General features: G+C 71.1%; 19 protein-coding genes. 9 read left to right on the top strand and 10 right to left on the bottom strand.

The window, feature by feature from the left end; translation table 11 throughout:
- Window positions 1-17: 17 nt before the first annotated feature.
- From ABD378_RS15040 to ABD378_RS15030, 3 genes are all read left to right on the top strand, one after another.
- Entirely contained in the window at window positions 18-362 is a 345-nt protein-coding gene (locus ABD378_RS15040) for a VOC family protein (protein WP_344521385.1), read from the top strand.
- A gap of 153 nt (window positions 363-515) precedes the next feature.
- Entirely contained in the window at window positions 516-1,109 is a 594-nt protein-coding gene (locus ABD378_RS15035) for a hypothetical protein (RefSeq protein ID WP_344521420.1), read from the top strand.
- Between the two features lie 168 nt (window positions 1,110-1,277).
- Complete coding sequence (locus ABD378_RS15030) at window positions 1,278-2,246, top strand: DUF3500 domain-containing protein (protein ID WP_344521384.1); 969 nt, start codon at window positions 1,278-1,280, stop codon at window positions 2,244-2,246.
- 23 nt (window positions 2,247-2,269) lie between these two features.
- On the opposite strand, the gene ABD378_RS15025 is transcribed toward ABD378_RS15030, so the two are convergent.
- The 4 genes from ABD378_RS15025 to ABD378_RS15010 form a co-directional block, all read right to left on the bottom strand.
- Window positions 2,270-2,695, bottom strand: coding sequence for a DUF6299 family protein (locus ABD378_RS15025; RefSeq protein WP_344521383.1), 426 nt, complete (start codon window positions 2,693-2,695; stop codon window positions 2,270-2,272).
- Between the two features lie 142 nt (window positions 2,696-2,837).
- On the bottom strand, window positions 2,838-4,403 hold the full coding sequence (locus ABD378_RS15020; protein WP_344521382.1) for a hypothetical protein: 1,566 nt from the start codon (window positions 4,401-4,403) through the stop codon (window positions 2,838-2,840).
- The gene (locus ABD378_RS15015) at window positions 4,403-5,584 is read right to left on the bottom strand and encodes an FAD-dependent monooxygenase (protein ID WP_344521381.1); all 1,182 of its coding nucleotides are present in this window, start codon (window positions 5,582-5,584) and stop codon (window positions 4,403-4,405) included. Before ABD378_RS15015 ends, ABD378_RS15020 begins: the two co-directional genes overlap by 1 nt.
- A gap of 337 nt (window positions 5,585-5,921) precedes the next feature.
- Entirely contained in the window at window positions 5,922-6,611 is a 690-nt protein-coding gene (locus ABD378_RS15010) for a DUF2848 domain-containing protein (RefSeq protein ID WP_344521380.1), read from the bottom strand.
- A 149-nt stretch (window positions 6,612-6,760) separates the two neighbouring features.
- On the opposite strand from ABD378_RS15010, the gene ABD378_RS15005 reads away from it, so the two are divergent.
- Both ABD378_RS15005 and ABD378_RS15000 read left to right on the top strand, forming a co-directional pair.
- Window positions 6,761-8,125, top strand: a complete 1,365-nt coding sequence (locus tag ABD378_RS15005) for an MFS transporter (RefSeq protein ID WP_344521379.1) — start codon at window positions 6,761-6,763, stop codon at window positions 8,123-8,125.
- A 73-nt stretch (window positions 8,126-8,198) separates the two neighbouring features.
- Window positions 8,199-9,002, top strand: a complete 804-nt coding sequence (locus tag ABD378_RS15000) for a carbon-nitrogen hydrolase family protein (protein ID WP_344521378.1) — start codon at window positions 8,199-8,201, stop codon at window positions 9,000-9,002.
- Window positions 9,003-9,107: 105 nt separating this feature from the next.
- Here the strand turns inward: ABD378_RS15000 and ABD378_RS14995 are convergent, their stop codons facing one another.
- From ABD378_RS14995 to ABD378_RS14985, 3 genes are all read right to left on the bottom strand, one after another.
- Window positions 9,108-9,755, bottom strand: a complete 648-nt coding sequence (locus ABD378_RS14995) for a GntR family transcriptional regulator (protein ID WP_344521377.1) — start codon at window positions 9,753-9,755, stop codon at window positions 9,108-9,110.
- Between the two features lie 482 nt (window positions 9,756-10,237).
- Complete coding sequence (locus ABD378_RS14990) at window positions 10,238-10,792, bottom strand: cupin domain-containing protein (RefSeq protein WP_344521376.1); 555 nt, start codon at window positions 10,790-10,792, stop codon at window positions 10,238-10,240.
- Window positions 10,793-11,056: 264 nt separating this feature from the next.
- On the bottom strand, window positions 11,057-11,659 hold the full coding sequence (locus ABD378_RS14985) for a hypothetical protein (protein ID WP_344521375.1): 603 nt from the start codon (window positions 11,657-11,659) through the stop codon (window positions 11,057-11,059).
- A gap of 453 nt (window positions 11,660-12,112) precedes the next feature.
- On the opposite strand from ABD378_RS14985, the gene ABD378_RS14980 reads away from it, so the two are divergent.
- Complete coding sequence (locus tag ABD378_RS14980) at window positions 12,113-13,294, top strand: amidase domain-containing protein (RefSeq protein ID WP_344521374.1); 1,182 nt, start codon at window positions 12,113-12,115, stop codon at window positions 13,292-13,294.
- Between the two features lie 87 nt (window positions 13,295-13,381).
- Here the strand turns inward: ABD378_RS14980 and ABD378_RS14975 are convergent, their stop codons facing one another.
- A complete protein-coding gene (locus ABD378_RS14975; RefSeq protein WP_344521373.1) occupies window positions 13,382-14,020 on the bottom strand; it encodes a hypothetical protein in 639 nt (212 codons plus the stop codon).
- Window positions 14,013-14,552: a SigE family RNA polymerase sigma factor gene (locus tag ABD378_RS14970; protein ID WP_344521372.1), complete on the bottom strand. Its 540-nt coding sequence runs from the start codon at window positions 14,550-14,552 to the stop codon at window positions 14,013-14,015. The genes ABD378_RS14975 and ABD378_RS14970 overlap by 8 nt, the downstream gene beginning before the upstream one ends.
- A 196-nt stretch (window positions 14,553-14,748) precedes the next feature.
- Between ABD378_RS14970 and ABD378_RS14965 the strand changes: the two genes are divergently transcribed.
- Window positions 14,749-15,915, top strand: a complete 1,167-nt coding sequence (locus tag ABD378_RS14965; protein ID WP_344521371.1) for a hypothetical protein — start codon at window positions 14,749-14,751, stop codon at window positions 15,913-15,915.
- An 89-nt stretch (window positions 15,916-16,004) separates the two neighbouring features.
- On the opposite strand, the gene ABD378_RS14960 is transcribed toward ABD378_RS14965, so the two are convergent.
- Window positions 16,005-16,808: a TSUP family transporter gene (locus ABD378_RS14960; protein WP_344521419.1), complete on the bottom strand. Its 804-nt coding sequence runs from the start codon at window positions 16,806-16,808 to the stop codon at window positions 16,005-16,007.
- A gap of 85 nt (window positions 16,809-16,893) precedes the next feature.
- Here ABD378_RS14960 and ABD378_RS14955 point away from each other — a divergent pair, with 85 nt between their 5' ends.
- Window positions 16,894-17,676, top strand: a complete 783-nt coding sequence (locus tag ABD378_RS14955) for an AraC family transcriptional regulator (RefSeq protein ID WP_344521370.1) — start codon at window positions 16,894-16,896, stop codon at window positions 17,674-17,676.
- A 386-nt stretch (window positions 17,677-18,062) separates the two neighbouring features.
- Entirely contained in the window at window positions 18,063-18,581 is a 519-nt protein-coding gene (locus ABD378_RS14950; RefSeq protein ID WP_344521369.1) for a transglycosylase SLT domain-containing protein, read from the top strand.
- Window positions 18,582-18,603: the final 22 nt, after the last annotated feature.

Below are 18,603 nucleotides of genomic sequence, written 5' to 3'. Positions count from 1 at the left end.
GTGCTTAGCATGGCCGCATGACCGTAGATCTGTTCGCGGGAATTCCTGTCAGCGACTACACAGTGGCGGTGGGCTGGTACGAGCGGCTCCTGGGCGCGCCCCCGTCCTTCCTGCCCAACGACACCGAAGCGGTGTGGGAGCTCGCCGAGCACCGGTACGTGTTCATCGAGGTGCGGCCCGAGCATGCCGGGCACGCCCTGCACACCGTCTTCGTCGATGACTTCGACTCCCGCATCTCCCAGATCGCCGAACGGGGTCTGAAACCGGACGCGCGCGAGACCTACGCCAACGGAGTCCGCAAGGCCACCTTCCGCGACCCGGACGGCAACGAGATCGGATTCGGAGGCGAAGCGGAGGCGTGACCGGCCGATTGCCCCGCCACCCCGCCCAGCCCACCGCTGGGCAGGCGGTGGACCCGATGTGATCCACGGGTAGTGTGCTCCGCGGTCGGCCACCACGGCTGCCAGATCCGCGCCGACGGGGCGCACCGGGGCGGGAGGTCAGGGGTGACGGGGATGGTGGTGTTCGGCTTTGCGCTGGCTGCCGTACTTGGCGGCATGGCGTGCGTCACGAAAGCCCGCGTCCGCGCGGTGCGGCACGCCCTGAATCCGTCGGCGCCCGAACTTCCCGATGCCGCCTTCACCGTCGGCCGCGTCGCGCTCCTCAGCATGGCCGGGGTCGGGGTGTTCACCACGATCCAATTGATGGGTGCATCGGATCGTGTCGAGTGGAACGATGACGAACTGACGGGTGCGGCGGGGCAGGCAGCGACGGCTCTGGACGGCAGTTCCCGCTTCGGCGACATCTTCGGTGACGACAGCGGATTCGACGACGAGTACGCGACGATGATCGAGGACGAGGTCGTCGAGCACGGCGGTGGCGACGCGCCGCAGCACGGCGTGGACGCCGCCCCGGCAGCCACCAACGAGGCGTCCGACGCCCTTTACACCGTCACCGCGTCGGGGGCGGGAGCGACCGTGTGCATGCACGTCGAGCGCACGAGGTCGAAGGACGACGACTACGAGCCCCCGGGTGTGGCAGGCGGCTCTGGGACGGTGACCGTTCCGAGTTACAGGTTCGCGGTGACCAGCCGCGCGGGGGCTTGCTGATCGAGGGGCATCGGGACGGCGGTTTCTCAGCGCGCCGGTGCATCCGGCCTGCTCGGCGGGCCGAGTTCCAGTGTCACGTCGCCGGTGGATGACGCACCATGGATCACAGGGGCTGACACTGCCCCGTGGGTGCGCCGGATCGGGCGCCGCCGAGGGGGAGGAGAAGCGGTGGACGGGTATCGATCGGATGCGACGGCCGCGGAGATGTGGGATGCCGCGCGTGCGTTGCTCTCCGTGCTGGAGCCGGAGCAGGTGCGCGAGCTGCGTGCGGGGCCCGCCCGTCTTGACGCGCCCGAGCTTCGGGAGTGGACGTATCTGCCGGGATCGCGCCCTGGGCTGCCCACGGAGGGTCTGGACGATCGGCAGCGCGAGGCTGTCGACGCGCTGCTGGCCGTGGCGCACAGCGCGGCGGGAGCGGAGTTGGCGCGCGGGGCCATCGAGGTGGAGCGGCACCGCCGCGCCATGGTCGGCGCCACGGGTCCCGACCGCTACTGGGTGCGGCTGCTGGGCGACCCGGACGGCGACGGTCCCTGGGGCTGGCGGATGAACGGCCATCACCTTGCCGTACACGTACTGATCACGGCGGCAGGGATGCGGGTGACGCCGCACTTCATCGGTGCGGAGCCGGCGCGGATCGCGGACGGTCCGCAGGCCGGCCGCAGGCTGCTCGGGCCGGAGGAGGACCTGGCGCGGGAGCTGGTCACGGACCTGGACGTGGGACAGCGAGCCGAGGCGCTCTTCGCGGCCGCGCCGCCGGACGACATCTTGACCCGCGCCGACCCGTTCGCCGATCCGGACCTGCTGCCGACCGGCCTGCCGTACGGCGAGATGACGCCCGGTCAGCAGCGGCTGCTCGAGCGCCTGGTGCGCCGCTATCTCGACCGCGCGCCCGCTGCGTACGCGCGGGAGTGCTGGTCCGACGCCGTGGCGCGCGGCCTGGACGGCCTTTCGTTCGCCTGGGCCGGTGGCTGCGCACCCGGGGACCGGCACTATTACTGCGTCCGGGCCCCGGACTTCCTCATCGAGTACGACAACACCCAGGACGACGGCAATCACGCCCACTCGGTCTGGCGGCACGTCCGCCACGACTGGGGTGCCGACCTGTTGCGCGCGCACTACACGGAGCAGCACAGGTAGAGGGCAGATAGAGCACAGCGCTGTCAGCCGCTGGTGAGAGTGATTTCCTGCCGCTGCACGGCGTGGAAGCGCGGCAGCGGGAGGCCGCTCTGGGAGGTCAGCTCCATCACGGTGGCTTCGACTTGGGCGGTCCCGGGCTTGAGGGTGGAGGGCGAGGGACGCCCCGTGTTGGTCCAGGGGTGCTCCACGCCGTCACAGACCGCGCGGGTGCCGCCGATGCCGTGACGTACAGGGCGATTGTTCTGTGTGAGGGAGGAGGACACGAAGACGGTGCCGGCCCCGCCGGTGCACCGGTAGGTGCCGGAGAGGGTGACGGTGCCGTCCGGGGCGAGGCGGCCGGTGGGGTTGACGGTCACCGTCTCGTACGGGGCGGCGAACGCGTCGGCGGCCGGTGCGGTGAGCAGGAACAGTGAGGCGGCGATGGCCGTGGTGGCCTTGCGCATGGACATGGGGCCTCTTGGGGCAGGAGGAACGCGGAGTTCCATCTATAGCGGGGCCCCGTGCGCGGGGCGGGGCCGACACGGCGCGAGGGGCCCATCCGGGCTCGACCCGCTCGAGCGACGCGACGACCAGCTCAACCGGGGCGGACCGTCAGCTCTCCGGGCTTGCTGACGGTGCCTTGGCGCAGAGAGCTGACGGTGTCTTGGCGCAGAGATACGGACGCGCGAGGAACAGGCCGGTGCCGGTCAGGGCGATGCCGAAGTAGACCGGCGCGAGGTGGATGAGGTCGGTGTAGTGGATGGTGCCGTGCACCACGACAGCCGGCAGGAAGCCTGCGGCCGCCGCCACGGCAAGGCTCCAGAACACCCAGGCCTCACCGCGTCGCCAGCCCCACGCGCTGAGCAGCACGATGGCCACCGCGGCCGACATCAGGGCGCCGCCGAACCCCGCGCGGTCGTGGGCGAGGAACGGCACGAGCCGGGGATTGATGGCTTCCAGCGTCTGAGCGTCGGCGCCAAGGAAGGTCAGGTCGGTCGGGACGAAGACATCGGTCAGACCGACCACCGAGATCACCGCTCCGCCGACGAACAGTCCCGCTCCCGTGAGAATCATCAGCAACTGGCCCACCAGCGCCCGTCGGCGCTCCGGCTCAGGCCCCTCGCGGGCCGGGCGCCACCGCGGTGCGTGCGGGGTGCGACGGACACCCATCACGAACATCGGGAACAGCACGAGGGCGGTCGCCGTGTGCAGGGGTTCCACGAAGCCGGTGGCCAGGAAGTAGAACAAGGTGGGGAAACCGATCGCCCCTGAGAGCAGATACACCTCGCGGGCCCAGGGCCAGCCGCGTCTGATCCCACCCACGGCCAGGCCGGTGTAGAGGGCGCCGATCGCCACCATCGTGCCGGCCATGGTGATCCGGTCGTGCTGGAGGAAGTGCACGAGATGGTGGTTGGCGGCGTGCAGTTCGTGCAGCGTCATGCCGAGGTAGTCCTGGTCGTACCAGAGCAGCACCGGCCCGAGCGTGATCGCCGCGGCGCCGAGACCGGCGCCCGTCATGCCGAGCCCGACGAGCAGCGCCCACCACCAGGCGGGCCAGCGGCGCGGATCGCGGCCGACGTCCCGCAGCACCGGGGCCGGTGAGGTGGGCGTGGCAGCCTCGGTGACCCGTGCGAACCAGCCGGGTCCGGCCGCCACCAGCACCTCCGGGCGGGCGAGTACGACGGTGCCCGGCTCCTCGAGCGCGTTCGCCGCGGCGGTGACCGACGGATCGGACACATGGATGACGTGCGGGTCGTCGCCGCTGGTGAATCCGTCGACATGGGGCTTGAGGGCGGCCTCGGTCTCCGGGTCGCAGGCTCGGACGACCAGCGGCATCGAGCGGCCGGCGGCCGCCTCGCGCACGGTCCGCGCGTCAGCCGCGGACACGGGTGCCACCTCGACGACGCCGGCCCCCAGCGGGGACATGGCGCGGACCGCCTCGCGGGCGAGCGAGGGCGGCACGGATATGCCGATGCGGACGGTCAAGGGCACGCCGGCGATCTCGCCCGCGAGGCGCTGTGGCGGATGGCGGTGGCCGAACCCCCGGGCGATCAATCGCGCGCCGGCGGGACGGGAGCCGACCGAGGCCAGCAGCCGCAGGGCGGTTCGCTGCGAACGGCGCAGGCCGAGCACGGCAGCGGCCGCGCCGCGCAGCGGGTGATAAGTCCAGTCCGGCATCAGCGGCTCTCGTTCTCCGTCGTGGTCACCCGGTCACCGGGTGCGGTCCAGCCGAGGACCGGCGTCATGGAACGCAGCGTCGCCCGTGCCGGCATCAGCCGGGCGGCCGTGTCACGCAGCAGCACGGCGGGCGGCCACGACAACTGGCCGAGCGCGCCGAGCCGGGCGGAGCGGCGGGCGATCATCTGGGTCCGGGGACGGCGCCGCAGGTCGTACGAGCGCAGTGCGTCGGTCACGTCCGGAGTGCCGTAGAGGCAGTGGGCCAGGGTGACCGCGTCCTCCAGCGCCTGGCACGCGCCCTGGCCCAGGTTCGGGGTCATGGCATGGGCCGCGTCGCCGAGCAGTGCGACCCGGCCGCGGACGAAGGAGGACAGCGGCGGCAGGTCGTACAGGTCGTGCCGGAGCACCGCGTCCTCGGGGACGGCGGCCAGCAGGGCAGGGATGGGGTCCGGCCAGGCCCCGAACCGGCGCAGCAGTTCGGCGTACTCGGACGAACCGGAGGCCGATCCCGCGGGCAGCGACGCGGTCGCGAAGCAGTACATCCGCCCGCCCGGCAACGCCGTGTAGCCGAACCTCTCCCCGCGGCCCCAGGTCGCCGCACCCTCGCGGGGCGGCTCGGCGAGGGGCTCGGTGACCATGCGCCAGGCGGAATAACCGGCGTACCGGGGGCCGGCCGCATCGGGCCACAGCGCACCGCGGACCGCACTGCGCAGCCCGTCCGCGCCGACCACGAGGTCGGGCCGGGACTCGCCCCCAGGATGTCGCACGACCAGGCCGTGGCCGTCGTCGCGGACCACGGACACCTCGCTGCCCGGCCGCAGACTGTCGGCGGGCAACGCCTCGGTGAGCACCCGCAACAGTTCCGCGCGGTGCAGGACCACCAGAGGATGGCCGAACCGGCGGGCCAGCTCCGCATTGTCCGAACGGGACAGCCAGCGGCCCCGGCGATCGCGTACGCCGCCGGCGGCCTCGACGGCGCCCAGGGCCCGGACGGCACCGTCAAGGCCGAGCACCGCAAGCGCGCGGAGCGCGTTCGGCCACAGGGAGATACCGGCGCCGATCTCAGTGAACTGCGGGGCCCGTTCCAGCACTTCGACGTGCCAGCCCCTGCGGTGCAGGGCGATGGCTGCCGCGAGGCCGCCGATCCCGCCGCCGACAATGGTCGCGGCGCGCTGCGGCATGGTTCCTCGCTCTGCGTTCGGGGCGCCACCCCGGTCAAGTGGCTGTCGATCCGGTGCCCGAGCGGTGTGCGACGTGGCGCAAATCCGGCTGAGCAGCGCCTTATAGCAACATGTCGACAGGAGCCTGTCAACGTGACGAGGAGCGGCGGGTCGGCGAGGCGTAGGAGCACGTCAGGGACTTCGCCGCCGCAGCCGGGATCCGGCACGATGTCGGCGCCGCTCGGCCCGAACGCCCCTTGCGGGGCGTCGAGTAGAGGCGGGGGCAGCCCTCCGCTAGACGCGGGGACAGCCCTCCGCCCGAACTTCGCGCGGTACTCGGCCGGGAGAGCCCCTGTGGTCAGCCGATGGGCTCAGGCAGGGGCAGCACCTGGTAGGCGAGCCGGATCGTGTTGCCGGTGGCGGGGTCGCCAAGCTCCACGCGCCAGCCGTCGGCGAACTGGTCCACGCCATCGGCCATGGGGATGGTGCCCGAGATCAGGACGGTGCCGGGAGTCAGGCCGTCGCGTTCGCGCAGTACGCCGGCCCAGTAGGCGGGAGTGAGGAGCTCGGCGAGCGTGCCGTGCTGGATCTCGGTCTCCCGGCCGTCGTCGTGGGTGACCCAGGCGCGCAGGGTCAGCTCGTCGATGCGCGACTCGACGTCGGCCAGGCGCCATGCCTGCCGGGCCAGGACATCGGGTGCCGCGTTCTTGCTCCAGGCCACGCCATGGACCTCGAGGTCACGGTCGGTGTGGTCGCAGGCGGCCGTCAGCAGCAGTTCCCCGTCGGCCGCGACGACCAGGGCCCACTCGGCCTCGCCCGATGTGCGGGCGTGCGGGGCGGCGACCCGGTCGGTCTGCTGGGCCAGGTAGGGGGAGACGGGGTAGAGGGCCGGGGTCACCGACGGCGCGGGCACCCCGAGCTCGGCGAGTTCGGCGACGTGCGCGGCGACGTCGGCCTGCTGTCGCCCGGCGTACCCGGCGTTGAGCACCTGCACGACGTCGACCTCACGGGTCGAGCCGTCGGGGAGTTCGAACGTCAGCACAGTCATGGGGCACTCCAAGAAGAGGGGCGGGTCTCGACACGGTCAAATCCCGGCGAGGGGGTTGCGCATACGACCTGTATACAAGAAGTATGCCGGAAGGTCGATGTCCAGATCGATGCCCAGGTCGATGTCCCTCGACGCAAGGATCGGGAAGCATGCAGCACACCCCTCAGGGCCCACCGGCGGTCTCGCCGGACCGCTCCGGCATTCGCCGGGCCTTCTTCGCCAGCCTCACCGGGACCGCTCTGGAGTGGTACGACTTCGCGGTCTACTCCGCCGCCGCGGCACTCGTATTCGGTGATCTCTTCTTCCCTTCGGAGGACCCCCTTACCGGTACTCTCCTGGCGTTCTCCACCTATGCCGTCGGCTACGTCTCACGCCCACTGGGCGGCTTCGTCTTCGGCCGGCTCGGCGATGTGATCGGCCGCAAGAAGGTCCTCATCGCCACCCTGGTCCTCATCGGCGCGGCCACGTTCCTCATCGGGGTCCTGCCCACGCACGCCACCGCGGGCGCCGCCGCCCCCATCGCCCTGGTCGTGCTGCGGTTCGCGCAGGGTGTCGGGGTCGGTGGCGAATGGGGTGGCGCGGTCCTGCTGTCCAGCGAGTTCGGCGACCCGCGGCGCCGCGGCTTCTACGCCTCGGCCGCACAGATCGGACCGCCCGCCGGAAACCTCCTCGCCAACGGTGTGCTGGCAGCCCTGGGCGTGCTGCTGACCGAGGATCAGTTCCTCTCCTGGGGCTGGCGCGTGGCCTTCCTGCTTTCGGGCGCCCTGGTCGCCTTCGGTCTGTGGATCAGGGCGAAGCTGGAGGAGACCCCGGTCTTCAAGGCCATGGAAGCCGAGGAGTCCCGGCCCGAGGCGCCGATCCGCGAGGTTTTCACCACCCAGCCCCGCGCCCTGTGCGCCGCGATCCTGAGCCGGGTCGCCCCCGACGTGCTGTACGCGATGTTCACCGTGTTCGTCCTCACCTACGCCACCGACGAACTGGGCATGACACGCGGCTCCGCCCTGACGGCCGTCCTGCTCGGCTCTTTCCTCCAGATCTTCCTCATCCCGCTGGCCGGGGCCCTGTCCGACCGGGTCAACCGGCGTCTTCTGTACGGCTGTTCAGCCCTCGCGGCGGGAGCATGGCCGTTCGTGTTCTTCCTCGTGGTCGACGGCAGCAGCTGGATCCTGCTGGTGTGCGGCGTCGTGGTGGCCCTGGCCATCCACTCCTTCATGTACGGCCCGCAAGCGGCCTTCGTCGCCGAGCAGTTCTCGCCCCGCCTGCGCTACACGGGCTCCTCGCTCGCCTACACCCTCGCGGGCCTCATCGGCGGTGCGATCGCCCCGCTGCTGTTCACCGCCCTGCTCAGTTCCTACGACAGCTGGGTCCCGCTGGCGCTCTACCTCGCCGCCGCGGCGGCCGTGACGCTCATCGGGCTCTGCCTCGGCAGGGACTCCGCCCACGCCGAGAAGGAGGACGCGCTGCTCGCCGCCTCGGGCGCACCGGAGCCCGTGCCCGCCACCCGTGCCCCGTGACCGGCAGCCCCTGCCCTCGCCACACCCCAACCCACCCCACTCCACCCCTCCCGACGCCGAAAGGCGGCCCACCGTGCGCATCGCACTGAGCCAGCTCACCACCGGACCCGAGCCCAGCGAGAACCTCGCCCTCATCGAGGAATGGACCTCACGAGCGGCGGACGCCGGAGCGGACATCGTCGTGTTCCCCGAGGCGTCGATGGCCTGCTTCGGCACCCCGCTGGCGCCGCTCGCCGAGCCACTGGACGGCCCCTGGGCCACCGCGGTCCGCGCCATCGCCGAGGCGGCGGGCATCACCGTGGTGGCGGGCATGTTCACCCCGGCTCCCGGCGGCCGGGTGGCCAACACTCTGCTGGCCACTGGGCGCGGCACCGAAGCCGCGTACGACAAGATCCATCTCTACGACGCCTTCGGCTACGCCGAGTCCGACAGCGTCGCCGCCGGATCGCGCGTCGTCACCATCGACGTGGACGGCGTACGCCTGGGCCTGGCCACGTGCTACGACGTGCGCTTCCCGGAGCTGTTCCGGGCCCATGCCGACGCCGGGGCCACCGCGACCCTGCTGGCGGCCTCCTGGGGTGCAGGCCCCGGCAAGCTCGATCAGTGGGAACTGCTGGTGCGGGCCCGCGCCCTGGACGCCACGCTGTGGGTCGCGGCCGTCGACCAGGCGGATCCGGCCACCGGGGGAGCCCCGGCCGCGGGCACGGCGCCCACCGGAGTGGGGCACAGCATGATCGTCGGCCCCGACGGGACCGTACGCCACCGCGTGGGGGCGGGGCCGGAGCTCATGGTGACGGAGGTGGACGCCGACGAGGTGGCGGCGATCCGCGAGAAGATCCCGGTGCTGGCCAACCGCCGGCTGGGGGAGAAGAGCTGAGCGGGCCGAAAAACCGCGATTCCCTCTCCCCGACGGGCCGGGGGGGGGGGGCTCCCGCCAGAGCCCTCCGGCCCGTCGGCGTCCCCAGCCCCCAACTGCGGCCGCCTACCCGGCCAACAGCACCTTCAGCGTCGACTCCAGATGGCTGTCGATAGCGGCGCACGCGGCCTGCGCGTCTCCGGCCGCGAGGGCGTCCACGATCGCCCGGTGCTCGTCGAGCACCGCTTCCTGACGGCCCTGCTGGTTGTAGAGGGCCACGACACCGGCCCGCACCTGACGACTGCGCAGCCCCTCGTAATGCCGGTCCAACAGCGCGTTGCCCACGGCCGACACGAGCGACGAGTGGAAGAGGTGGTCCACGTCGATGAACTCCTTGGCCTGGTCGGGGCCGCTGAGCGCGCGCTGCCGCTCCAGGAACCCGCCCAACTCCCGCACCGGAGCCTGGCCCGTGTCGATGACGTGCTGCGCCGCGTACCGCTCGACGATCCCGCGGAGCTGCATCAGCTCGGTGATCTCACGCCCCGACAACGACGCCACCCGCGCACCGCGCTTGGGCACCAACTCGACCAGATCCTCGGCGGCCAGAAGCAGCAGCGCCTCGCGGATCGGGGTGCGCGAGACCCCGATCCGATCGGCGATGTCCTGCTCCGAGAGGAACTCACCCTGCATCGCCGGGTCCGTCAGCACCGTGTCCTTGAGGTACGCGTACGCCTTCTCCCGACCGGACGCCACCACTACCCCCAGAGATCGCATACACCTTGTATACGAAAGTTACCACGTGCTCCCCGATCCCGGCCTCGCCGCGACCTGAAGTACGCAATCTCCAGCCCTCGGTTCAGCGAAATACGCTCCTCGAGAGAACACCCGGGCCCGCGCACCCGGCGTTGGGGCGAGGACGCGCCTCGGAACCTTCGGGGTGTGGCGACCACTCAGGACGCCGCAGTGAAGCACCTTCAGCAGAGTGATCTGGTGAGCGCTCCTCAAATACCGGTCCACCTCGTCACGATGGAAGGCTCCTTCAGGAGAAGGCCTGATGTGCTCGGGGCGTGGGGCGTCTGGGCTGCCATCTGTGTGTTCCAGGCGCCGCTTCGCGTCGGCCCGTTCACGGTGAGGCCGCCAGGGCACGTTCCACGCGCCGCGCTGGAACGGTTGGGGCGCGTTTACGAAGTCGGAGACCGCGGCAGCGCTGAGCTGCGGGACGACTAGGTCTTCAAGCCGCTCACGTGCCCTCGTGGTCAGCCTTCCGGACGCTCGGCGCCGGGCTCGGTGCCCAGGACGTACAGCTCCGGGAGGTTCACCACGATCGCCTGCTGCGTGCTGCGGGCGATGACCACGACGGCCTCTTCGTCGGGGCTGGGGTTCTCCTCGCGGTGCGGGACGTATGGGGGGACGAAGATGTAGTCGCCCGGAGCCGTGCGGATCCGGATCTCCTCGGGCGTCCCGCTGGAGTCGTCAAGGAAGACGAACTCCGGGTGCCCCTTGATGACATGGATGGCTGTCTCGGACGCGCCGTGGTGGTGGTTGGAGGAGGCGGTGTCCGGGGCGACGTGGGTCTGGCCCATCCAGATGCGCTCCGAGCCGACGCTCCCGCCGCTGATCGCGGCGAAGCGCCGCATGCCGCCCGTCTGTGCGGTGTCGCCGTCGAGGGCGTCGGCGCGGATGTGGTGAAGGCGGGCGCTCAGGGGCAGAGAGCCGGCGTCGTGGCCGGGAAGGTCCGGGTGGAACGCGTCGCGATGGGCGGCGGCGGCCGACTCGTCGTCGGAAGACGCGGGCGAGGTGTGCGGGGCCATGGGAATCCTGCTCGTCGGGGGCGGGCCGTGACGGCCGGGCCGGAAATGGCGTGGGAGCTGTGTCCATTGTCGTCGGGGCGCGACGCGCACCGCCGGGCCTGCGGCGCTGACTGACGGCTGGCGGCCCGGACGGCGTGGCCGCTCGTCCGGGGGTGGCCCGTCCCAGACGATGACGATCGCCGCGAGCATTTGCAGAGCACCTGAACGTACGACTTATGCCCCGTACAGGTCAGGCCTGTACGCGCTCGGTCACGGTGACTGGGCTCAGTAGGGGCCGCCCCGGAAGTACATGCTCCTGTGTGCTCGGGGGCGGTCGCCGTGTTCGTGCGCGGCATCGGAGCGGTCGGAGGGCGCCGACCGTTCGGCCAGCGCCCGCAGCGTCTCCAGACCGGCCAGGAGGTCGGCACGATGGTCCGACCTCTTCATCCACGACGGCAGCCGAGCGAACAGGGACATCGTCGGCCGAGCCCCGCCACGCTCGCGCAACTGGGCGCCGATGTAGGCGGACAGTTCGTCGACGTGCTCCTCGTTGTAGGCCCACAGGATGTGGCCGACGCAGCGGGTCTGCAGCCAGAGCGGCCGCCGGAAGAACGGATCCTCACTGCCGCCAAGTACCGCACCGACCAGCCCTGCGCCCTGCACCTCGGCTTCCCAGTCGGCAACGGTCCCGCACCCGCCGCAGACCAGACGCCGCGGCCGGAACATGAGTTCGCTGAAGTACCGGAGTGCGGGCAGCCCGGGCCGGGGAACCACGACCGCACGGCCACCGCATTGCCCGCAGACCACGAGCATGCGGCCGGCGAACCGGGCGAGCCCGGCACCCGTGTCGTGATGGCGGACAGGTTCGGTCCCCGACGTGGAATCCATGGCGGACACCCTCGCAGGTCCGCGATGCCGCATGCGACCGGGTTCTCGCCCTTGGCCCATGGCACCCCGATGCGCTGAGCGCGTGCCCGAGGGCTCGGGGCTCGGGGTTCGGGACTCGGGTGCTGAACTGGAGCCCTGCGTACGGGAGTTGAGGAGCGAGGCCTGAAGGGTGCGGCAGCCGGGGGTCACCCGGGGCCGGGATTGCCGTGACGTTGAGTGTGTGCCCCTGTCGGGCATTGAGCCACAGGAGATGAATTTCGGCCTCGTTTCGCAGTGCGCATGTCAAGACGCGGCTGCCCCTTGCTACGTTCGTGCCGCATCGCACAACGACTGTTGTTTCGCTCCCCATGGGTGCGAGTTGTGCGCTCATGGGGGCCATGCCACAGGGGGAACTGATGGCGACACAAGCCACAGCATGGCGACGGGCCTTGACCGTCGCCGCGATCACCGGTCTTGCGGGGGGGCGTTCTCGCCACCGCGCCGGCGCAAGCCGCTCCGTCCGACATCGACAGAGCACGGGACGGACTCGTCGAGACGGCGCAGACCTATCTCACGGGGGAGAACTCGCTCCGCGTCGAGGGCTCCGCACCAGATGCCGCCAAGGCCGCCGACAAGGCGGGTGAGCTCGACGTGGCCGGCGCGTTCGCGAAGGTACGGGACGACCGGATGACCGCCCGTCAGCAGCAGAAGGAGCTCGCGGAGCGGACCGGCGTGCGCTTCACCGGCGTGACGACGGAGGTCACGCCGCTCGCGAAGGTACGGACGGGCGCGAAGGGCGCGAACGGTGCCAACACGGCACGCCTGAGCGTCGAGGAGCGGACCGAGTACACCTACGCACAGGCCGACGTGGAGCCGTACAGCTACCGCGCGCGCCACGAGCTGAGCTTCACCCATGTCGACGGCACATGGCGGCTCTCCGCCCTGGTCACCAAGGACCCGACCGGGATGAACACGCCCAAGAAGCTGTCGGACGAACAGATGCGCGTCGCGGTGAAGACCACCGAGGTGCTCAAGACGGGGCTGCGCAAGACGGCAGAGCAGCGCAAGGCGGCCAACGCGAAGCGGGAGAGCGGTTCGAAGGGGAACACCACCAAGGAGATCCCCGACGGACTCAACTACCAGAAGATGGTCGACTGGGCGCTGCGCTACGCCCTCGAGGACCGCGACAAGCTGCCGTACACCCCCGACGATGACGACTGCACCACCTTCGTCTCCTGGGCGCTGCGCACCGGCGGCTGGGGGGAGCAGTCCGGCTTCTACCAGAACGACGACGTCTGGTGGTGGAAGGACTGGTGCGACGGCGAGTGGTACTGCCGTCCGCAGCACAGCTACACCTGGGGCGGGGCGGCCAACTTCCAGCGCTACGCGGTCAATGAGTCCAAGCGCGTGGACCTCCTGAAGAACGTCTGGGACGTGCGGATCGCGGACGTGATGCAGTACGACGTCAAGGACTACGGGGGAGTGGGTGTACCCGACCACACCATGATGGTGACCGCCTTCGACTGGAACGCCGACGGCATGCCGCTGCTGAGCTACCACAGTTCGCCCGGCGGTGAGCAGAAGAACAAGCCGTTGATCGACATCCTCAACTCCGACTCGGCGCAGGGCCAGGCCTTCTGGGCGTACGGCACCTGACCGCCGTCTGACCGGCACCTGACGGCACCTGAACCGGTCCTCACGGGCCTGATCGGTCCGCTGTCCGCAGATGTGCCGCGGTGGCCGCTACTCGTAGGCGGCGGTCACCGCGGCACGCAGCTGTTCCACCGTCGTGCTGCCTCCGCACTTCAGGTTCACCCGGCCGTCGCCGGTGACGGAGTAGGCGTTCCGCGACGCCACCTCGTAGATCCGCTCGCCTTCGGTGCCTCGGCGCTCGGCGGGGCGCAGCATCAGAACGAGGTCCTTGGTCTCGGGGATCACCTCGGGGTGCAGCGGGTTCGAGACGGTGAGAGTGCCGGAGGGCGCGGGGTTGCCCGACAGGCTCTCCCGGGCGCTGACCCGGAAGCCGAACCCCTGGGTCACCCCGTCGTCCACCGGGACCCGCCTGTCGCTGAGCACGGTGACCCGCAGCGGCAGATACCCCTCGCCCCGCTGCGTGCGGATGGCCTGCCCCGTCTCGCGTACGCAGTCCGCGGATGCTGCCGCCGGTGGAGTCTCCTTGTCCCGCAGGGCGTCGAGGGCCACGGGCACGGCCACCGCCACCGCGGTGATCACGGCGGCGGCCGCCGTGACGAAGGCCGTACGGCGCCGGTTGAGAGCGCGCCTGGCCCGGTCGGTGAACTCGGGGCCCGGGGTGGCGGGCGGCGGCTCGTCCGGTTCTGCCGCCGCGATGAGCAGCTGCCGAACCTGTTCGTCCTCAGTCATCGCTACGGCCCTTCTCCTCGGACACGGTGACAAGAAACCCTTGGGTGCGCAGCGCGGCCAGGCCACGCGCCGCCCGGCTCTTCACAGTGCCGGGCGAGCAGCCGAGCACCTCGGCGGTCTCCCGCTCGGACAGCTGGTGGTAGTAGCGCAGGACCAGCACGGCACGCTGCGCGGGGGGCAGCGTCCACAGCACCTCGCGGACGGCGACACGGGTGGCCACCTGATCCTCATGGCTGGGCTCGGGCACGTCCGGCAGCCACGGGGCCGGGATCTCCCCGGTCCAGCGCCGCCGCCTGTCCTTGATCAGCAGCCGGACCATGGTCGTGCGGGTGTACGCCTCGGCCGCCTCCTCCCTGCCGATGCGGTGCCAGGCCCGGTACGTGCGAAGGAGCGCCTCCTGGGTCAGGTCCTCCGCCCGGGGCGTGGAGCCGGTCAGCAGACGTGCGGTGCGGACGAGCGAGCCGTACCTGGCGGCCATGAAGGCGCTGAACGCCGCGTCCCTGCCGGTCCCGCTGCCCCTGCCGGAGTGCATCCTCGCCCCTTCGCTGCTTGTGGTGCGACGCGTGGGTTCCCACCCTTTGCAGAGACCCTGGGTCCGCGGAAGGTTCCGGACAGCGGATGGTGAAGACGGCCGGCTCCTCCAGTGGCGGGGCGGAAGAAGCGTGCATACAACGGGAAAAACGCACACGTGCGGGACGATGACATCCCGCTGAAATGGAGAGGTCAAAATGGCCGCTGAGTCATTCTCTGCCGCGGGGGATAGTTCTGGGACCGGCGAACCTCTGGTTTCGACGTCGGTTCACTGGGGCACCGCGCAGCTCGGCGCCCCACCCCACGATCAGCACGCCCCGCTGCCGCAGGCAGTCGACCACGACACCGACGACGTTCCCTCGGAACGGACCGCGCGCGACGCCGACGACGGACTCTCGGAAAGGACGGCGCCCGACACCGACGACGGGCTCCTGGAGCAGACGGAACCCGGCATGGACGAGGACGCGGTGGAAGAGCTCATACGCGTCGCCGTGGTGTCCAGGCCCCTCGACGATGTCGTCGACCTCGTCACCCTCCTGGAGCAGTCGCCTGACGGCGTGCCGACCGCCAATTCGGTGCTCCGCCTTGCCGCCGTGGCCCGCTCCGTCGACGACGTCACCCGGCTGGTGGAACTGATGGGCCCGCCGGAACACGCCGCCGACCACATGGACGAGGCCATTCGGCACGCCGCCGAGGAACGGCCCATTCCGGAGGTGAGCCGTCTCGTTCACCTGCTGTCCCGGCCCCCGCACGATCCGCACAGCGGCGCCGAGGCGGTGCACGCCGCCGGTACGACCAGATCCGTCGAGGATCTGATGAAGCTGATCGGCAGCCTGAGAGAACGCAAGGAAGCCGAAAACAACACCGAGTTCGGGCCCCTGGCCGCGCCGATCGCGCCGCCCGCCGATGCCATCAGTACCGCACCCGTCCCGGCTGACGAGGGCGTGCACGCACAGGGCGCGACCCCCCTGGTGTGGCTGCGTCGTGCGGCAGGTGTCCTTCTTCTGCTCTGTGCGGCGGCTCATTTCCCGCTGAACTGGTCGGACGCGTCCACCCTCGGTCTCTCCGCCGCGCTCGCCGTCTCTGTCATCTGCGCGCTGGCGGGGGCTGCCCTGTGCCTGAGCGGGTCGCCGGCCGTGGCCGTGGTGAGCACTTTGGTGGCAGGTGCGCTGGCCGTCAGCCACCTCGTGGATGATCAGGTGGGCTCCAGGACGCTCGCCTACGTCTTGCGGCCTGACGGGGTGACAGCACCGCTTCCCGCCCTGTCGGCGGTGATCGCCACGCTGGCCTCACTGGTGGTCGTGGCGTTCACGGTCGCAGGCCTCCGGGCCACGGCCAACCGGGAACCCGCCCCGGGCCGCTAGGCGTGCACGAGGAGATGCTCGCGCTGATCGACGACATCGCCGATGAGCGCGAGCATCGTGGTCCCCACGGGCTCTGAGACGACCCGTCGTCAGGGCAGGGCCAGCATCCCGACCGTCACCAAGCCGAGCAGCCCGATGTAGGCCCAGGCATGGGTGCGATCGGGGATCCGCGGCGGGCGGCGCCGCAGCACCGCGATGACCGGCAGAGCGCCCAGGAGCAGCGCCGACGCGGCGCGCAGGTCGATGAGACCCACCAGGTGCACCCGCGCGGCCGTGGCGGCGGGCACCGCCGCCACGCCCAGGGACACCGCGGTGGCGGGGAGCGCGACGGCGAGGGTGAGGGGGTTGGCCAGCGCGGTCGCCACCTGCATCGTGTGCCCGGCCCGCCGCATCGCGGGAACGGTCATGACACTGCCGCCCACGCCGAGGAAGGCAGCCACGGCGCCGATCGGTGCGCCCATGGAGGCCGGCAGCGGACGCGGAGACCCTGACGCCGAATCGACCCGGGCGTGCGAGCGCAGGAAACCGGGGCGCAGGAGCAGATCCGTGATGGTGAGCGCCACGTACGCGACAAAGGCCCAGCGGGCCAGATCGGCCGGAGCGAGGCGCGTGGCGAGCGCGCCTGTCGCGGCACCGGCCGCCAGCAGGACCAGCAGCCTGCCGCTGCCGCGGAGCGCGAGAAGCATCCGCCGCGGTGTGACGGCCGTCGCGAACCCCGCGCTCACCACCATCACCAAAGCCGAGGTGGCCGTCGCCACCCGCATCGCGTCCGAGCCCAGTGCGGCGTCAGCCCACACCACGACCGGCACCGCGACGAACCCGCCACCGAAACCGAACAACACAGTCGTCACTCCGGTGAGGAGCCCGACCCCGATCAACATCACGAAGTCCATGGGCCCCACCCCACCAGCCGCGACCGAGCGCCCGCATGCGATGGTCGGCACGGTTCCTTCGCGTGTCAGCCACTAGATTGAGCGGGTGAAGAACGTCCCGCCCGCCGATGTCGACCACGTCGACCGGGCCGTCCTGCCGATCGGCACCGACTACCCGCCCGGCCACGTACTGGACTGGCACGAACACCGGCGCGCGCAGTTCCTCTACGGCGCCACCGGCGTCATGGTCGTCGACACCGCCGAGGGGACCTGGACCGTTCCGCCCGAGCGAGCCGTACTGATCCCGCCCGCCAGGCGGCACCGTGTCCGGATGCTGGGGGTGAGCACGCGGAGCCTGTACATCGAGCCGCACGCCGTCCCCTGGTGGCCGGCCACCTGCACGGTCGTGGACGTTCCGCCGCTCCTGCGCGAGCTGCTCCTGGCCGCTGTCGACTTCGAGGCCGACTACAGCCTCTCCGGGCGTGAGGGAAGCATCGCCGCCCTCCTCCTGTACGAGATCGCCGAGCGCGCCCCGCTCCCGTTCCATGTGGGGATCCCCGCGTCCGCCGACCTCGCGCGCCTGTGCCGCGCGTACCTGGCCGCCCCGGACGCCGACGCCACCAACGCCGTGTGGGCCGCAAGGACGGCCATGAGCGAACGGGCCTTCACCCGGCGCTTTCGCTCCGAGACCGGTGACAGCCCCGCTGTCTGGCGGGGCCGCGCCCGCCTGCTCGCGGCCGTACCGCTGCTGCGCACCGCGTCGGTCAGCGAGGTCAGCGGCCGCATCGGCTACGCCTCTCCCGCGGCGTTCACCGCCGCCTTCACCCGCGCCTTCGGGATGCCCCCGTCCCGCTTCACCGCGAGCCGCCAGGGCGGCGGTCAGCTCTGACCTGGGCGGCGGGGGCTCTGACCTGCACGTTCGCAGTGAAACCAGCCATGCGGTGGCCGTGCGCCCGGTCGTCTTCCCGCGGAGGCCGTTTTCAAGCCCCGCGGACCCGCCAAAAGCCGCTGTGGCTGTGAGCCCACCCATAGGAGCCACGTCACATGCTAACGACGGTAGTAGACCCCTCGGGGCGCCCGCAGAGGGCCACGCGTCCCCTGTGAGCCGTCTGACCAGGGGCGTCCTGCGTACCGGGGTAGTACGTCACATCATTGCGTCCCGCTCCGGCCAGCGCTAACCCTTGCTGAAGTTCCGGGGAGCCGGGATCGAACCGGGCGAATTCGCTCGGGCCGACCGAGCCCCCCACACCCTTCGCATTGGAGAGTTACCCCCGCATGGCCACCACCCAGACGAAGACCAGCACCGGCCGCAACACCCGACTGCGCAAGATCTCCGTCGCCGGCATCGCCACCGCCGGTGCCGCGGCCGCGGCCCTCACGCTGATCCCCTCGCCCGCCCAGGCCGCCGAGCCGACCGCGGCGAACACCAAGGCGGCCCAGGCAGCCAAGGCCGCCGCCGACGACAAGAACTACGCCAACAACCTCGACGGCTGGATCAAGGAGTCCCTGGACATCATGAAGTCCAAGGGCATCCCCGGCTCCTACGAGGGCCTGCACCGCAACATCATGCGCGAGTCCGCCGGTGACCCCAACGCCCAGAACGGCTGGGACGTGAACGCGCAGAACGGCACCCCGTCCAAGGGTCTGCTCCAGGTCATCCAGCCGACCTTCGACGCGTACCACGTCTCGGGCACCCCCAATAACCTGACCGACCCGGTCGCCAACATCACCGCGGCCGCCAACTACGCCGCCGACAAGTACGGCTCGATCGACAACGTCGACTCCGCCTACTGAGCCACCGGGCAACGAAGAACCA

The organism is Streptomyces rectiviolaceus, assembly GCF_039533825.1.
Classification (GTDB): Bacteria; Actinomycetota; Actinomycetes; order Streptomycetales; family Streptomycetaceae; genus Streptomyces; species Streptomyces rectiviolaceus.
The sequence above is the reverse complement of the archived record's forward strand: the minus strand, read 5'-3'. Positions and strand labels throughout refer to the sequence as shown.

What these genes read in the sequence shown, in the direction of transcription:
- ABD378_RS14985 (WP_344521375.1), bottom strand. Translation starts at nt 11,659, where the DNA reads ATGGATTCCACGTCGGGGACCGAACCTGTCCGCCATCACGACACGGGT.
- ABD378_RS14975 (WP_344521373.1), bottom strand. Translation starts at nt 14,020, where the DNA reads ATGACTGAGGACGAACAGGTTCGGCAGCTGCTCATCGCGGCGGCAGAA.
- ABD378_RS14950 (WP_344521369.1), top strand. Translation starts at nt 18,063, where the DNA reads ATGGCCACCACCCAGACGAAGACCAGCACCGGCCGCAACACCCGACTG.
- ABD378_RS14960 (WP_344521419.1), bottom strand. Translation starts at nt 16,808, where the DNA reads ATGGACTTCGTGATGTTGATCGGGGTCGGGCTCCTCACCGGAGTGACG.
- ABD378_RS15035 (WP_344521420.1), top strand. Translation starts at nt 516, where the DNA reads ATGGTGGTGTTCGGCTTTGCGCTGGCTGCCGTACTTGGCGGCATGGCG.
- ABD378_RS14965 (WP_344521371.1), top strand. Translation starts at nt 14,749, where the DNA reads ATGGCCGCTGAGTCATTCTCTGCCGCGGGGGATAGTTCTGGGACCGGC.
- ABD378_RS15020 (WP_344521382.1), bottom strand. Translation starts at nt 4,403, where the DNA reads ATGCCGGACTGGACTTATCACCCGCTGCGCGGCGCGGCCGCTGCCGTG.
- ABD378_RS15025 (WP_344521383.1), bottom strand. Translation starts at nt 2,695, where the DNA reads ATGTCCATGCGCAAGGCCACCACGGCCATCGCCGCCTCACTGTTCCTG.
- ABD378_RS15015 (WP_344521381.1), bottom strand. Translation starts at nt 5,584, where the DNA reads ATGCCGCAGCGCGCCGCGACCATTGTCGGCGGCGGGATCGGCGGCCTC.
- ABD378_RS15040 (WP_344521385.1), top strand. Translation starts at nt 18, where the DNA reads ATGACCGTAGATCTGTTCGCGGGAATTCCTGTCAGCGACTACACAGTG.
- ABD378_RS14995 (WP_344521377.1), bottom strand. Translation starts at nt 9,755, where the DNA reads ATGCGATCTCTGGGGGTAGTGGTGGCGTCCGGTCGGGAGAAGGCGTAC.
- ABD378_RS15010 (WP_344521380.1), bottom strand. Translation starts at nt 6,611, where the DNA reads ATGACTGTGCTGACGTTCGAACTCCCCGACGGCTCGACCCGTGAGGTC.
- ABD378_RS14990 (WP_344521376.1), bottom strand. Translation starts at nt 10,792, where the DNA reads ATGGCCCCGCACACCTCGCCCGCGTCTTCCGACGACGAGTCGGCCGCC.
- ABD378_RS14970 (WP_344521372.1), bottom strand. Translation starts at nt 14,552, where the DNA reads ATGCACTCCGGCAGGGGCAGCGGGACCGGCAGGGACGCGGCGTTCAGC.
- ABD378_RS15005 (WP_344521379.1), top strand. Translation starts at nt 6,761, where the DNA reads ATGCAGCACACCCCTCAGGGCCCACCGGCGGTCTCGCCGGACCGCTCC.